Source organism: Spiribacter sp. SSL99, from assembly GCF_009805925.1.
In the GTDB taxonomy this organism is placed as follows: domain Bacteria; phylum Pseudomonadota; class Gammaproteobacteria; order Nitrococcales; family Nitrococcaceae; genus Spiribacter; species Spiribacter roseus.
Window position 1 is genome coordinate 40394 of sequence record NZ_MAOM01000016.1, and the last position, 15128, is coordinate 55521.

11 protein-coding genes are annotated in these 15128 nt (G+C 67.9%); 2 read left to right on the forward strand and 9 right to left on the reverse strand.

Translation table 11 applies throughout. From position 1 onward, the window contains the following. Positions 1–119 precede the first annotated feature (119 nt). Positions 120–2597, reverse strand: a complete 2478-nt coding sequence (locus tag BA899_RS04985) for an ABC transporter permease (protein WP_159299956.1) — start codon at positions 2595–2597, stop codon at positions 120–122. Next, entirely contained in the window at positions 2597–3292 is a 696-nt protein-coding gene (locus BA899_RS04990; RefSeq protein WP_235013300.1) for an ATP-binding cassette domain-containing protein, read from the reverse strand. Before BA899_RS04990 ends, BA899_RS04985 begins: the two co-directional genes overlap by 1 nt. Between BA899_RS04990 and BA899_RS04995 the strand changes: the two genes are divergently transcribed. Continuing rightward, positions 3291–3953, forward strand: a complete 663-nt coding sequence (locus tag BA899_RS04995) for an arylesterase (protein ID WP_304625084.1) — start codon at positions 3291–3293, stop codon at positions 3951–3953. The genes BA899_RS04990 and BA899_RS04995 overlap by 2 nt on opposite strands. Here the strand turns inward: BA899_RS04995 and BA899_RS05000 are convergent. From BA899_RS05000 to BA899_RS05020, 5 genes are all read right to left on the reverse strand, one after another. Then, complete coding sequence (locus tag BA899_RS05000; protein WP_235013301.1) at positions 3880–4689, reverse strand: endonuclease/exonuclease/phosphatase family protein; 810 nt, start codon at positions 4687–4689, stop codon at positions 3880–3882. The genes BA899_RS04995 and BA899_RS05000 overlap by 74 nt on opposite strands. A 20-nt stretch (positions 4690–4709) precedes the next feature. Next, positions 4710–5360, reverse strand: coding sequence for a thiol:disulfide interchange protein DsbA/DsbL (locus BA899_RS05005; RefSeq protein ID WP_235013302.1), 651 nt, complete (start codon positions 5358–5360; stop codon positions 4710–4712). A gap of 36 nt (positions 5361–5396) precedes the next feature. After that, the gene (gene ccsB, locus BA899_RS05010) at positions 5397–6539 is read right to left on the reverse strand and encodes a c-type cytochrome biogenesis protein CcsB (RefSeq protein WP_235011925.1); all 1143 of its coding nucleotides are present in this window, start codon (positions 6537–6539) and stop codon (positions 5397–5399) included. Between the two features lie 28 nt (positions 6540–6567). Next, positions 6568–8538: a cytochrome c biogenesis protein ResB gene (locus BA899_RS05015; RefSeq protein ID WP_159299957.1), complete on the reverse strand. Its 1971-nt coding sequence runs from the start codon at positions 8536–8538 to the stop codon at positions 6568–6570. A gap of 193 nt (positions 8539–8731) precedes the next feature. Next, positions 8732–9358, reverse strand: coding sequence for a cytochrome c (locus BA899_RS05020; RefSeq protein WP_235013303.1), 627 nt, complete (start codon positions 9356–9358; stop codon positions 8732–8734). A gap of 92 nt (positions 9359–9450) precedes the next feature. On the opposite strand from BA899_RS05020, the gene yihA reads away from it, so the two are divergent. Beyond that, entirely contained in the window at positions 9451–10056 is a 606-nt protein-coding gene (gene yihA, locus BA899_RS05025) for a ribosome biogenesis GTP-binding protein YihA/YsxC (RefSeq protein WP_159299958.1), read from the forward strand. 160 nt (positions 10057–10216) lie between these two features. Here the strand turns inward: yihA and polA are convergent, their stop codons facing one another. Then, positions 10217–12940 (reverse strand): DNA polymerase I, encoded by a 2724-nt coding sequence (polA, locus tag BA899_RS05030; RefSeq protein ID WP_159299959.1) that lies wholly within the window; start codon positions 12938–12940, stop codon positions 10217–10219. Positions 12941–12946: 6 nt separating this feature from the next. Next, positions 12947–15115 (reverse strand): DNA helicase II, encoded by a 2169-nt coding sequence (uvrD, locus tag BA899_RS05035; protein WP_069133781.1) that lies wholly within the window; start codon positions 15113–15115, stop codon positions 12947–12949. Positions 15116–15128 lie beyond the last annotated feature (13 nt).

Sequence of the window (15128 nt, forward strand, 5' to 3'; positions counted from 1 at the left end):
GGATCGGGCGACCTCGGGACGCCGTGGTGTGTGGGATCCACTGCGTGAATCGCCGCGCGTCCCGCGCGAGCCCGATTCAGGGTAATGGGAGCGCCACCGCTACCGCCCCGCGCGGTGTTTCATCCCCCTTCCCGCAATAACCGCATGGGCGACGCCCGATAGTAGCGCCGCGCCCCCAGAGCGCCGGCGGCCCAGACGGTGACCAGTCCCACCAGCGCGCCCACCACCAGGGTCAGCGGCCGGAACGGGTAGTCCAGGCTGAACAGCACCTCGGCGACCACCATGCCGGCGGCCGTGGCGGCCAGGCCGGCCAGACTGCCGGCCACCAGGCCCACCAGCCAGAACTCCAGCCGTGCCATGCGCCGGATGCGCCGGCCGCTGGCGCCGAGGGCCCGCAGCAGGGCGCTCTCAAAGCGGCGCTGCTCGCCGGTGATCTGCAGGGCCGCCAGCAGCACCAGCACGCCCGCCGCCAGGGTCAGCAGGGCCATGAGCTCCACCACGCTCGATCCCTGATCGATGATGGTGCGCACGATGCGCAGCACGCTGCTCACATCGATCGGTGTCACGCTGGGATAGGTCCGGACCAGGTCGTTGAGGACCTGCCCCTGGTCCGACGGCAGATGAAAACTGGTCAGCCAGGTCGCCGGCAGGTCGTCGAAGGTCCCGGGCGAGGCCAGCACGAAGAAGTTGACGTTGAAGCTCTCCCAGCGCACCTCGCGCAGGCTGGTGACCCGGGCGGTGACGCGCTGGCCGCCGGAGCTGAAGGTCATGCGATCGCCCAGCTCGACACCGATTTCCTCGGCAAAATCGGTTTCCACGGACAGCTGCGGCGACGGGTCGTCGACATCACCCCACCACTCGCCGGCGACGATGCGGTTGTCCGACTGCAGCTCGGTGGTCCACGACAGGTTGAACTCGCGCCGCGCCAGGCGGCGGGCCTGGGCGCTGTCGTAGTCGCCGGCCTGTACCGCCGCGTCGTTCAGTCCGGTCAGCCGCGCCCGAACCATGGGGTAGAAGCGCGTGTCGATCTGCGCCTCGGCCAGCCGCGAGCGGACGCCGTCCAGCTCATCGGGCTGGATGTTGATCAGGAACTGGTTGGGGGCATCGGCGGGGATTTCGCTCTCCCAGGCGCTCAGCAGGTCGTTGCGCACCACCGCCAGCAAAAAGAGGCTCATCAGGCCCACGCCCACCGCCACGATCTGGATGACCGCGGTCACTGGCCGGCGGGTGAAGCCGGTCAGCCACAGCAGGCGTCGATTGCCACCGCGCCGGGACCAGGCCCGGGCGCCGTAGACCACCGCCGCGGCCACCGCGGTCAGCAGGGCCAGGGTGGCGGTCACCGCGCCCAGCACACTCAGCGTCACCCGCGGATCGCCGGCCTGCCAGGCCATCAGCGCGATGATGACGCCGGCCGCCGCCAGCAGCGGCACGCCGGCGCCCAGCAGCCCGCTGCCCAGGTCCTGGCGCAGCACCCGCATGGGCGGGGCATTGCGCAGGCGCGCCAGGGTGGGCAGGGCGAACCCCACCAGCGCCGCGGCGGCAGTCAGCCAGCCGGTGGCCAGCGGCTGCCAGCCCGCCGGCGGCAGTCGGGTGTCGAGCAGTTCGGCCACCAGCGCCAGCATGCCCAGGTGCAGCAGATAGCCCAGCCCGGCGCCGATGGCGCCGGCGAACAGTCCCAGCCACAGCAACTTGCCGATCATCAGCGCCAGCACCTGTCGCCGGGTGGCACCTATGGCGCGCATCACGGCCACGCCGGTGATCTGGCGCTCGGCATAGTGGCGCACGGTCAGCAGCACCGCCACGCCGGCCACGATCACCGTCAGCAGCGCCGCCAGGCCCAAAAAGCGCTTGGCCTGCTCGATGATCTCCGAGGCACCGCGGCCCTGCTCGCTGGGGCGCTCGATCTCCACGGCATTGCCCTCGCGGGCCACCAGCTGATCGGTGAACCCGTCGAGCGCCGGGCGGGGACCCGCAAGCAGCAGTTTATGCCGGACCCGGCTGCCCTCACCGATCAGCTCGGTGGCGGCCAGATCGGCGTGGTTGAACATCAGCCGCGGCGCCAGCCCGCCAAAGCCCTGACCGCGATCGGGCTCAAAACTGAGGATCCCTGCCACCTCCAGGGTCTGGGCGCCGATTTCGAGGGTATCGCCCACCGAGACATCCAGCAGCCCCAGCAGGCGCGACTCGATCCAGGCCGTGCCCGGGGCGGGAATGCCATCGGGGACGACCTCTTCAGCCCCCGCCCGGGGCTGGATGCGCAAGCTGCCGCGCAGGGGATAGCGGTCACTGACGGCCTTGGCCGAGACCAGCCGGCTGGCGGCATCATTGAGGACCACGGTGGGGAAGACCGCCGTGCGCGCCGTGGTCAGGCCCCGGGATTCGGCGTCGGCCTGCCAGTCATCGGGGATGCTGCGCGGATATTCCACCGCCCGGTCGGCGGCCAGCATGTCGGCGGCGCGGGCCTCGGTGGCGCCGGCCACCCGGTCAGCCAGCCACGACACGCCGGTGACGGCGGCCACGGCAATGATCAGCGCCAGCGCCAGCAGGCGCAGTTCGCCGCCGCGCCAGTCCCGGTAGAGCAGCCGCAGCGCCAGCATCAGCCGGCCTCCGTGGCGAGCGCGCCATCGCGCAGGTAGCGCACCCGGGCGCAGCGCGCGGCGACGGCATGGTCGTGGGTGACCAGGATCAGGGTAGTGCCGTAGTCGCGATTGAGGGCGAACAGCAGATCAATGACCTGCTCGCCGGTGTGATGATCGAGGTTGCCGGTGGGCTCATCGGCAAACAGGATCTGCGGGCGGCTGACGAACGCCCGGGCCAGGGCCACGCGCTGCTGCTCGCCGCCCGACAGCTGGGCGGGGTAGTGGGCGGTGCGATCGGCCAGGCCCACCCGCTCCAGGGCGGCGGCGGCCTGCGGGCGGGCCTGGCGCTCGCCGGCCAGCTCCGCGGGCAGCATGACGTTTTCAAGGGCGGTCAGGCCGGGCAGCAGGTGGAAGGCCTGAAACACGAATCCGACCCGGCCGCTGCGCAGAGCGGCGCGCTGGTCCTCGTCCAGCTCGGTGAGATCCTCTCCGGCCAGGCTGACCCGGCCGCCGCTCGGCAGGTCGAGTCCCGCGAGCAGGCCCAGCAGGGTCGACTTGCCCGAGCCCGATGTCCCCAGAATCGCCAGGGAGTCGCCGGCATCAATGCTAAGATCAAGGTTTTCGAACAGGCTGATCCGGCCTTCCGGGGCCTCGAAGCGCATCGCCAGGGCGTTCGCTTCAAGCATCGGCGGGTCTTGACGGGAGGATTCCATGGGTTGGGGCATACGCGGTCGACTCCTGCATGCGTCGTGTTTACTGTGGCTGACCCTGCTGGTGATGGGGCCGGCCATGGGCGCCGGCGCCGCTGATGAGCGGGTCCTGGTCCTGGGCGACAGCCTTTCGGCCGCCTATAACATGCCCACCGAATCGGGCTGGGTGGCGCAGCTGTCCGAGCGCCTCGGCCCCGAAGGGCGCGTCATCAACGCGGCGATCAGCGGCGAGACCACCGCCGGCGCCCGGGCCCGTCTGCCCGCGGCCCTCGAGCGCCACGAGCCGTCCATCGTCATCATCGCCCTCGGCGGCAACGACGGCCTGCGCGGCATCTCGCCCGTCGCCATGCGCGACAACCTGCTCGCGATGATCGAGCGCTCGCGGGCGGCCGGCGCCCGGGTGCTGCTGGCCGGCGTGCGCCTGCCTGCCAATTATGGCACCGCATTCATCGAGCGGTTCCGCCAAGTCTACCGCGATGTCGCCGAGCGCACCGGCGTGCGCCTGATTCCGATGCTGCTCGACGGCGTGGCCGAGGACCCGTCACTGATGCAGTCGGACGGCATTCACCCCAATGCAAAGGCCCAGCCGATCATCCTTCAGACGGTATGGTCGGGGCTCGCCCCGCTGCTTGAATCGGACCCTGAAGGCTCGCCGGCAGACTGACCGTCATGGTCATCGGCAGATGATCGGACAGCGGGGCGTCCAGCACTTCGACCGCCTCCACCGCCAGACTGGGGGTGACCAGGATATGGTCGATATTGCGGGCCGGCCGCCAGCTGGGATAGGTGGGCTCGGTGCTGGCCGGTTCGCGCAGGCCCGTCTCGGCGCATAGATAGCGCAGCTCGGGACTGCTCGAGTGGCAGTTCAGATCCCCCATGACGATGGCATGTGACTCATCGGCGATGCACTCGGCGATGTAGGCCAGCTGATTGAGCCGCGCGCGCTGGCTCAGCGCCAGGTGCAGCAGCACCACCAGCAGATCATCCCGCGCGGTGGAAAAGCGCACCATCAACGCCCCGCGGCCGGGGATCCGCCCCGGCAGGCGGTGCTCGCTCACCGTGGTCGCCGGGCAGCGCGCGAGCAGGCCATTGCTGTGCTGGGCGAGCCGCCCCAGCGGCCGGTTGGTCTGGATATAGCGATGCGGAAAGGCCGCGGTCTCGGCCAGGAATGCGGTCTGATCGACGAAGCCGCTGCGCAGGCTGCCGGCGTCCAGTTCCTGGAGGCCCACCAGGTCAAAGCCGCGGATGGTCTCGGCGATGCGCCGCAGGTTGGGCATGCGCGCGGTATCCGGCAGCACATGACGCCAGCCGCGGGTGAAATACTGGTGGTAGTAACGCGTCTCGATGCCGGCCTGGATGTTGAAGCTCATCAGCCGCAGCCGGGCCGGCAATCGATCCATGGTCTCGGGCCCCGGGGGGTTCAGCCCTCACCCGCTTCGTCGGCCACCAGCGAATCGGCCACGTCCAGCATGCCCCGCTGGCCACCAGCCTGGCGCACATCCACGAAGTACTGCCCGGCCACGCCCAGCGACGGCGTCCCGCGTACCCCGTAGGCACCGGCCAGACGCTCGGCGCGGTTGAGGCTGGAGCTGACCGCGAACGAGTTCAGCGCATCCATCACCTCGGACTCGGTCACGTCGGCCACGCTGGCATAAAAGGCCGCCACATCAGCATGGTTCTGAAACTGGCGACCCTGCTCGTGGATCGCATCAAACATGGCCCGATGGGTCTGATCGAGGATGCCCAGCGCATCGGCGGCGTAGTAGGCCCGGGCCAGCACGGCCCAGCTGTCGCGGCCGAAGGTGATGGGCGTGTGCACCAGATCGACGCGTCCTTCGTTCTCCGCCACCCAGGCGCTGAGGACCGGCTCGAAGTCGGCGCAGTGCGGACAGCCATACGAGAAGAACTCGCGCACCTGCACGGCGTCGCCCGTGCTGTCGGTGGGCTGGGGGTTGTCGAGCACCGAATAGCCCTGCTGGGCGGCGGCCGGCCCGGTGATCAGTGCGGCCGCCAGGCCAAACAGCAGCAGCGCTGCCGGGGCCCAACGGCCCATCGAGAAAATCAGTCGCATGAATCGGCTCCGTTGAAAGTCATGACGTCCATCATCCTACAGTTCGCCGTAGGAGTGCAGTCCCGAGAGGAACATGTTGACCCCCAGAAAGGCGAAGGTGGTGACGAACAGCCCGATCACCGCCCACCAGGCCATGGGCGTGCCGCGCAGGCCCTTGGTATAGCGCAGATGCAGCCAGGCCGCGTAGTTGAGCCAGACGATCAGCGCCCAGGTCTCCTTGGGGTCCCACGACCAGTAGGCGCCCCAGGCCTCGGCCGCCCACAGGGCGCCGAGGATGGTGGCCACCGTGAAAAACGCGAAGCCCAGGGCGATGCTGCGATAGCTGACATCGTCGATCTGCTTGAGGGTGGGCAGCCGGTCGGCCCATTTGCTGTCGTCGGGCACCCGTGCGCGGATCAGATACGCCACACCCAGCATCGCGGCGATGGCAAAGCAGCCATAGCCGATGAAGTTGGTGGGCACGTGGATCTTCATCCAGTAGCTTTTCAGCGCCGGGACCAGCGGTTCGATCTGCGAGGCGCCCCGGTCAAAGTGGTACCAGAGCAGGAAACCCACCGAGGCGGTGATCACCAGCAGCACGAAAAACCCCATGGAATAGGTCTGCTGGGCCTTTTCGTAGTAGAGGTAGATCAGCGCGGTGATGACCGCGAACAGCACGAACACTTCGTAGAGGTTGCTGACCGGGATATAGCCGATGCCCCCGGCGAACAGATGGGTCTCGTGCCAGCGCACCAGCAGGCCCACCAGCCCGGCGCCGGCGCCGAACCAGGTCAGCGTCGAGGCCACCTGGCCGGTGAAGCGGTGGCCGGTGAACAGCGAGACGCCATAGACCAGTGTCGCGGCCGGGAACAGCGCGCTCATCCACATGATCGCGGACTGGCTGGAGAGCAGGTACTGCAGGAAGAAATCCGTCTGTGCGGCCCCCAGCGCCGGGTAGCGCATGACCGCGAACAGGCTCAGCAGGCAGACCGCGGCCATGTAGATCTTTGACTCGCCCCAGTGCCAGCCGATGCCGATCATCACCCCGGCGGTGAACAGGGTGATCACCACCTCGTAGCCGTTCATGACATCGCCCAGCACCTGGAAGGTGCCGGCGGTGGCCACCGCGACCAGGGCCGCCCAGGCCCAGTCACTCACCGTCAGCCGCTGCCACAGGGACGGGCGGCGCATCTGACGCATCATTTCTTCGCGGGACGCTACCATTTCCTTAACCTCGATCCGTGTTGTCGCGCTCGAGCTGTTGGTCGACCGCATCCGCCAGTTCTCCAAACTCCTTCGCAAAGGCCTCGGGCTGGCGCTGATTGGCACCGGCCATCAACAGGTCGGCGCCACCGTTGTCCCGCGGGGTGATCAGCGCCCAGACGCGCCGATGCGAGACATAAAAAAGCAGAAACACCCCGATCGTGAGCATTGCCGAGCCGGCATAGACCACATTCTTGCCCGGAGCGCGGGTGATTTGAAGGCCCGTGGCCTGACGGTGATCAAAGTGATCGATACTAAAGATCACCGGCGCGCCATAATCCGAGACGGTGGAGACCGCGTTCATGGCGTCCTCGAAGAATGCCCGCTGATCGGCATCGGTCTGCACCATCGACAGCTGCACACCCTCGCGCGCGGCGAGCACCTCGCGGTAGATCTCGAACAGGGTGCGCTGAAGCACCGAGCGGGAGAACTCCAGCAGCATCTCAGGGCGGTTGGAGCCGGCCACACGGTCTTCGAGCTGTCGGTTGACGGCACCGAAGCCCCCGTCCAGCAGGGTCGCGATCATGTCATCGGCGGTGCCCGCCACCCGCGCACCCAGCTCGGGGTTGGCCACGCCCATCTGCGCCAGCAGCCCATCGGCGGCCCGCTGCGAGGCCTGTTTCACGCGGTTGGGATCGTCCAGTGCGGCGTAGAAGTCGAGAAAGGTCTTCATCGAGGCGTCGTCATCGGCCGGCACATGCAGGTACTGGAACGGCTGCCCGGGGCTGCTGCGCACGCCGTGCAGGTAGTACCAGCGCCCGTCGATTTCCACCGGCGCCATGTAGGTATGAAACTCGCGCGCCTGGCCGGCGTCGTCGCGCATGGTGTAGTTGAACGACGGCCCGACGTTACGGAACTCGTCCCGGGCGCCGGTCCGCTCGACGGCCCGCGGGTCCGGATTGACGTTGAAAAGCTGGAAGTCGTCGATCTCGAGGGTGCGCTCGATGCCGCCCAGCTGCAGGCGCAGGTTCTCGAACACCCGGCCGTCCACGGGCATGGAGGCGCCGGAGCCATCGAGGATGTGTCCGGTCAGGTCCAGCGCCGTGCCGCCATCGGTGAACGAGGCCTGGTAGAGCGTATGGCCGCGGTGGGTGAGCGGCTCATTGACCGAGATGGTCTTGCGGATGGGGTCTTCGAGGGTGGGGTCATGGATGACCAGGTCACTCTCGTAACTGCTCGGCATGCCATTGGGGTAATGGTCGATGCGAAAGTCCTCGAGATAGATCTCGAATGGCAGTTCCTGGACGAGATAACCGTCGCGGACCTGGAGGAAGGTCACGCTGCTGTTGCTGTCCTCGGGGATGGTGATGTTGCCGCGGAACGAGCCACTCTCGGGCGGCAGCCAGCTCTCACCGGGCACCTGGGAGACCGGCAGATCGCGGGTCTCGATGGCCAGATCGCCAGTCATCTCGCGGATCTTGAGGTTGATGTTGCCGTCGATCAGCGCGCCCACGGCGATCACCACCACGGCGACATGGGTGAGCACATAGCCCGCCCGGGTGGCGCCACCCTTCATCCCGGCCAGGATCACCGTGTCACCGCGCACCTCGCGCCGGGTGCGGTAGCCATAGCCGCGGAACGCCGAATCGGCGAGCATCTCCGCGGATTCCGCATCGGCCCCGACCTGCCAGCGCCGGTGGTTGGAGAGCGCCAGCAGCGAGCGCTCGCGCACATGGGTGCGATAGCGGGTGACTTCGCGCCAGACGCCGGGAATATGCCGGCTGACACAGACCCCGGTGGACAGGATGAGAAAGCCGAGAATGCCCAGAAACCACCACGCCGAGTACACGTCGTAGAGGTTGAGCATGCGGAAGACCTCGAACCAGAAGGGTCCGAACTGGATGAGGTATTCGTTATAGGGGTTGTTCTGGGGCAGGACGGTGCCGATGATCGAAGCGATGCTGACCACCACCAGCAGGGTGATCGCGAGGTTCATCGACCCCAGGAACTCAAGCCAAATACTGCCGGAGCGCCGCCTGTCGCGTCGCTTTCCGCCCGTAGGGCTATCTGTCACTGTCGCAGCATTCTGGACCATTGAATGCCCACCTGTTCGCTATCGACGTTATATTACCGCGCGTCGGCGGTGGGTTTAACCATCCGCCAACGGGGGATTTGCCATCGGTCGCGAACTATTCGGCTGCAATATCCGTCGGGTAGAGGCCGCGCACATAGTTAGCGACAGCCTGGATCTCTTCGTCATCGAGCTTCGAGGCGATGTCGTTCATCAGCCCGGCCTGACCATAGCCCGAACGTTTGCCGGACTGGTACAGCCCGAGCTGCTCGATGGTGTATTCGACCTTCTGGCCGCTCAGCCGCGGATAGCCGCTGCTGGGCACGCCCATGCCCCCGGGGCCGTGACAGCTGACACAGGCCGGCACGCCCTTCTCGGCGATGCCACCCATGTAGATGCTGCGCCCGGTGCTGAGCAGCTCTTCGGGGGTCTCACCCAGCTCGGCGTCGAGCTCCGAGAAGTAGACCGCCAGATCGGCCATGGTCTGCTTGTCGAGCCCGGCCGCCTGGCCCAGCATGATCGCGTTCTCGCGCTCGCCGGATTTGTAGAACTGCAGGTGCTCGTAGATGTAGTCCGCGTGCTGCCCGGCCAGGTTGGGGTAGTTGGGCACGACACTGTTGCCATCCGCCCCGTGGCAGGCGACACAGGTGGCTGAGGCGGCCTCACCGCGTTTCGGGTCGGCGTTTTCGAGCTGGGCCTGGGCCGCCCCGCTCATCAGGCACAGCGCGGCGAGCGCGGATAACAACTTAACGATCATGATGTCCGACAGTTCTTGGATAGAATGGCTTTATACCAACGCCCCCCGAAGGGGTCAATTCAGCGGTCTTGGTTGAGACAATGACACTAGATTACCGCCGTGCGCAATTCCTTCTGTCCGCTGCACAGCTCGAGCAACTGCCCCCCGACCAGGGCGCCGAGGTAGCCTTCGCCGGGCGCTCGAACGCCGGCAAGTCCAGCGCACTCAACGCCATCACCGACCAGAAGCAGCTCGCCCGGGTCAGCAAGACGCCCGGGCGGACCCAGCAGATCAACGTCTTCCCGCTGACCGACGATGTCACGGCGACGCGCCTCATGGATCTGCCCGGCTATGGCTACGCCAAAGCGCCGCCCTCGGTCCGTAACCACTGGCAGCAGGTGCTGCCGCAGTATCTCGAAGGTCGCGAGAGCCTCCGCGGTCTGGTGCTGATCATGGATATCCGCCACCCGCTGGGCCCGCTGGATCAGCAGATGCTGGCCTGGTGCGATGCCGCCGGGCTGCCCGCGCATATCCTGCTCAGCAAGGCCGACAAGCTGCGCCGCGGCGCGGCGGGCAACACCCTGCAGGCGGTCCGACGTGACGCCGGCGGGCACTGCGCCATGGCGACGGTGCAGCTGTTCTCGGCACAGACGCGCCAGGGTGTGGACGCCGCCCGTGAGCAGCTCGACCGCTGGTTGCAGACATAAAAAACCCCGGCATCCAGGGGGGGGGTGGATGCCGGGGACGTTTGGCCCGGTCATAGGGGGGTGAATGACCGGGCCAGACTGACCCGCGCTCAAGGGAGGGAGTCGCGGGCCGCGCCGGGCACTGACGCATCTATAATGACAGCGCCGGTCACGGCGAAGTTCAGTGCGCGGTGTCCCAGTCGTCGCCGACTCCGACCTCCACCTCCAGCGCCACGTCGAGATCCGCCGCATCGGCCATGAAACCGCGGATCCGCTCGCCGATCGCGGCTTCCTCGCCCGCCGGCACTTCCAGCACCAGCTCGTCGTGAACCTGCATGACCAGCGTCGCGTCGGGCTGCTCGCGGGTGATCCAGTCGTCCACCGCAATCATGGCGCGCTTGATGATGTCGGCGGCCGTCCCCTGCATGGGGGCGTTGATGGCGGTGCGCTCGGCATACTGACGGCGCTGGTTGTTGCGGCTGTTGATCTCGGGCAGGTAGAGCCGCCGGCCATAGACCGTCTCGACATAGCCCTGCTCGTGGGCCCGGGCGCGGGTCGCATCCATGAACGCGCGGACACCCGGGTAGCGCTCGAAATAGCGATCGACGTAGCTCTGCGCCTCACCGCGCTCGATGCCCAGCTGGCGGGCGAGCCCCCAGGCCGACATGCCGTAGATGAGGCCAAAGTTGATGGCCTTGGCGGCGCGGCGCTGGTCGTCGCTGACCGCCGCGGCCTCACCCCCGAACACCTCGGCGGCGGTGGCGGCATGGATATCCAGGCCCTCGGCAAACGCCCGGCGCAGTCCGTTGTCGCCGGACAGATGCGCCATGATGCGCAGCTCGACCTGCGAGTAGTCCGCCGCCATCAGCCGATAGCCCGGCGTGGGCACGAAGGCGCGGCGGATGCGCCGGCCCTCGGGCGTGCGGATGGGGATGTTCTGCAGGTTGGGATCCGAAGATGACAGCCGCCCGGTGGCCGCCACCGCCTGATGGTAGGAGGTATGCACCCGCCCGGTTCCGGGGTTGATCAGCCCGGGCAGCTTTTCGGTGTAGGTCGAGCGCAGCTTCGAGACGCCGCGATAGTCGAGGATCAGGCGCGGCAGGTCATGACCCTGGGCGGCGAGCTCCTCGAGGACCGACTCGGCGGTGGAGGGGGAGCCCTTGGGGGTCTTGGCCAGCACCGGCAGGCCCTGGCGCTCGTAGAGGATCTCCTGGATCTGCTTGGGCGAGCCGAGGTTGAAGGGCCCGCCGGCGGCTTCATGGGCCTGCGACTCGAGCCGCTGCATGGTCTCCGCGAGCTCGCGGCTCTGGGTGGCCAGCAGTCCGGCATCCACCCGCACGCCGGTGCGCTCGATGCGCGAGAGCACCGGCAGCAGCGGCAGCTCGATGGTCTCGTAGACCGATCGCGGCCCGCTGCGCTCGGCCAGCGACGGCCACAGCGACTCGTGCAGGCGCAGGCTGATGTCGGCGTCCTCGGCGGCATAATCCACCGCCTGATCCAGGCCGACCTGATCGAAGGTGATCTGCCGGGCGCCCTTGCCGGCCACCGCCTCATAGCCGATGGGCCGATAGTTGAGGTATTTCTGCGCCAGCGAGTCCATGTCGTGGCGCGCCGCCGTGGCATCCAGGCAGTACGACTCGAGCATGGTGTCGTGGACCACGCCACGCAGGGTGATGCCGTGATTGGCGAGCACGCTCATGTCGTATTTGAGGTTCTGCCCCAGCTTGCCGGCCTCGGGGTCCTCAAGCAGCGGTCTGAGCCGCTCAAGCGTAGCCTCACGATCCAGCTGACGGGGCTGATCCGGGCCGGTGTGCGCCAGCGGCAGATAGGCCGCCTCGCCGGCGGTGACGGCAAACGACACACCGACGATGCGGGCACGCATGTAATCAAGGCTGTCGGTCTCCAGATCCAGGGCAAAGCAGGGTGCCGCCGCCAGCCGCTCCAGCCACTCGTCAAGGCGGTCCTCATCCTGGATGCACTCGTAGTCCGCCTGGGGGTCGGCCGGATCATGCCGGGTGACCGCCGGCGGCGGGTCGTCGCCATCGCCATCGGCTTCGACCTCGCGCAGCCAGGTGTTGAACCCGAGATGGCGGTAGCGGCGGGCCAGTTCGTCGCGATCCGGGTCCGCCAGCCGGATGGCGAGTGGCTCAAGCGGCAGATCGACGTCGCAGTCAATGGTCGCCAGCTGCCGCGAGAGGTCCAGCTCGTCGAGGTGCTCGCGCAGGCTCTCGCCCACCTTGCCGCCGATCTCCCCGGCATGGGCACGGATGCCATCGATGGACTGGTACTGGGTCAGCCACTTGGCGGCGGTCTTGGGCCCCACCTTGGGGACGCCCGGGATGTTGTCCGAGGTATCGCCCACCAGGGCCAGATAATCGATGATCTGCTCGGGCGGCACGCCGAACTTGTCGATGACCGCGTCGCGGTCGAGGGTGGTGTTGGACATGGTGTTGAGCAGGGTGACCGCGCCGTTGACCAGCTGCGCCATGTCCTTGTCACCGGTGGAGATCAGCAGCGTCAGCCCCTCATCCCGGCCGCGCACGGCGAGGGTGCCGATGACGTCGTCCGCCTCGACGCCGCCGACTTCGATCAGTGGCAGGCCCATGGCCCGCACCACCGCCTTGAGGGGCTCGAGCTGGGCGGCCAGATCATCCGGCATGGGCGGGCGGTTGGCCTTGTACTCGGCGAACAGTTCGTCACGGAATGTCCGGCCCGGGGCGTCAAAGACGACCCCCATGTGCACCGGGCGATAGTCCTCGATCAGTCGGCGCAGCATGCTGATCACCCCATAGACGGCGCCGGTGGGCTCGCCCGCGCTATTGGTCAGCGGCGGCAGGGCGTGATAGGCGCGGTACAGATAGGACGAGCCGTCCACCAGCAGCAGGCGCTTGTCGGGGTCACTCATGGCAGTCTAGATCCGTTCGAGGTTGGCATAGGCGGCGACGAGCCACTTGGTGCCCGCATCGTTGAAGTTGACCTGGATGCGGGCGTTGGGGCCGTTGCCCTCGCAGTCGAGGACCACGCCTTCACCGAAGCGGCTGTGCTGGACCCGTTCCCCCAGGCCGAACTCGGCCTGGGTGGCGGGGCTCTCGCCCAGGCCGCTGCCCGCGGCATCCGGGCCGGTCACCGAGAAGCGCGCCCGCACCTCGTCCACCAGCGCCGGGGGCAGCTCGCGGATGAACCGCGAGGCAATAGCGAAGTCGTCACGACCATGCAGGCGGCGGCGCTCGGCATAGGTGATCAGCAGGCGCTGACGCGCCCGGGTGATGCCGACGTAGGCCAGCCGGCGCTCCTCTTCGAGCCGGCCGGGTTCCTCCACCGACATGCGATGCGGGAACAGCCCCTCCTCGAGCCCGGCCAGGAACACCACCGGAAACTCCAGGCCCTTGGCCGAGTGCAGGGTCATCAGCTGCACGCAGTCCTCCCAGGCACCGGCCTGGCCTTCCCCGGCCTCCAGCGCGGCGTGGGCGAGGAACGCGGTCAGCGGATCCATCTCGGCCTCGGCGGTGTTGTCCTGCTCGAAGTTGCCGGCCGCAGTGATCAGTTCGTCGAGGTTTTCAAGCTTGTCCTGGGCCCGATCAGATCCGTCCTTGCCCAGATGCCCGCGCAGCCCGGTCCGGGTGATGACGGTCTCGATGCGGTCGGCCAGGGCGGCGTCGGCGGTCTCGCGGTCGAGGCCGTCGATCAGCTCGACGAAAGCGCGCAGGGCGTTGCCGGCCCGGGCCGGCAGCCCGCCGGGCCGGCTCACCAGTTCGCGGGCGGCGGCCCACAGGCTGACCCCCTGATCGCGGGCGGTCAGGCGCAGGGTCTCGACCGTGCGGTTGCCGATGCCACGGGTGGGGGTGTTGATGATGCGCTCCAGCGCGGCACTGTCATCGCGATTGGCGAGCAGGCGCAGATAGGCCAGGGCGTCCTTGATCTCGGCGCGCTCGAAAAACCGCAGCCCACCGTAGACCCGGTAGGGGATGCGGCGCGCCATCAGGGCTTCCTCAAACGTGCGCGACTGGGCGTTGGAGCGGTAGAGGATGGCGACGTCGCTGCGCGCCAGGCCCTGTTCCTCGACCATCGCCATGAGCCGCTCGACCACGAACCGGGCCTCGTCCTGCTCGTTGAACGCGGCGTACAGGGCGATGGGCTCGCCGGCCTCGCCTTCGGTCCAGAGCTTTTTGCCCAGCCGGTCGCTGTTGCGCGCGATCAGGGTGTTGGCGGCGTCGAGGATGGTGCGGGTCGAGCGGTAGTTCTGCTCAAGCCGCAGCACCCGGGTGTGCGAGTAGTCGTTGCGGAAGCGCTCGAGGTTCTCCACCCGCGCGCCACGCCAGCCATAGATCGACTGATCGTCGTCACCGACGATGAACACGTCCGACTCGGGCCCGGCGAGCAGCTTGAGCCACTCGTACTGAATGCCATTGGTGTCCTGGAACTCGTCCACCAGCACATGGCGGAAACGCCGCCGGTAGTGGCCCAGCAGCTCGAGGTGGTTCTGGAGCATTTCCACCGTGCGCAGCATCAGCTCGGCGAAGTCCACCACCCCGGCGCTGCGGCAGGCCTGTTCGTAGGCGGCGTAGACCCGCGCCATCTCGCCACTGTAGGGATCGGCACTGTCCAGGTCCTCGGCCCGCTCGCCGGCGTCCTTGCGGGCATTGATGAAGCCCTGTAGCTGACGCACCGGCCAGCGGTTTTCATCGACTTCAAGATCGCGCATGACGCGCTTGACCAGACGCCGCTGGTCCTCGCTGTCGAGGATCTGGAAGCCCTGGGGCAGGCCCGCTTCCTGCCAGTGCAGGCGCAGCAGCCGGTGACTGAGGCCGTGGAAGGTGCCCACCCACAGGCCCGAGCCATTGATGCCGAGCAGCGACTCGATGCGCGCGCGCATCTCGGCGGCGGCCTTGTTGGTGAAGGTGACGGCCAGCAGGTTCCACGGGGTGGCACCCTCGACCCGCACCAGCCAGGCGGCGCGGTGGGTCAGGACCCGGGTCTTGCCGCTGCCCGCGCCGGCCAGCACCAGGGCATGCCCCTGCGGGGCGGTGACGGCCTCGCGCTGGGCGGGGTTGAGCGGATCGATGAGATCAGAAACATCCATGCCGCCGGAGTAT

Bases quoted from the DNA above. Each gene is read 5' to 3' on its own strand.
- BA899_RS04985 (WP_159299956.1), bottom strand. From the start codon at position 2,597: ATGCTGGCGCTGCGGCTGCTCTACCGGGACTGGCGCGGCGGCGAACTG.
- BA899_RS04995 (WP_304625084.1), top strand. From the start codon at position 3,291: ATGGGTTGGGGCATACGCGGTCGACTCCTGCATGCGTCGTGTTTACTG.
- BA899_RS04990 (WP_235013300.1), bottom strand. From the start codon at position 3,292: ATGGAATCCTCCCGTCAAGACCCGCCGATGCTTGAAGCGAACGCCCTG.
- BA899_RS05000 (WP_235013301.1), bottom strand. From the start codon at position 4,689: ATGGATCGATTGCCGGCCCGGCTGCGGCTGATGAGCTTCAACATCCAG.
- BA899_RS05005 (WP_235013302.1), bottom strand. From the start codon at position 5,360: ATGCGACTGATTTTCTCGATGGGCCGTTGGGCCCCGGCAGCGCTGCTG.
- ccsB (WP_235011925.1), bottom strand. From the start codon at position 6,539: ATGCGTCAGATGCGCCGCCCGTCCCTGTGGCAGCGGCTGACGGTGAGT.
- BA899_RS05015 (WP_159299957.1), bottom strand. From the start codon at position 8,538: ATGAACCTCGCGATCACCCTGCTGGTGGTGGTCAGCATCGCTTCGATC.
- yihA (WP_159299958.1), top strand. From the start codon at position 9,451: ATGACACTAGATTACCGCCGTGCGCAATTCCTTCTGTCCGCTGCACAG.
- polA (WP_159299959.1), bottom strand. From the start codon at position 12,940: ATGAGTGACCCCGACAAGCGCCTGCTGCTGGTGGACGGCTCGTCCTAT.
- uvrD (WP_069133781.1), bottom strand. From the start codon at position 15,115: ATGGATGTTTCTGATCTCATCGATCCGCTCAACCCCGCCCAGCGCGAG.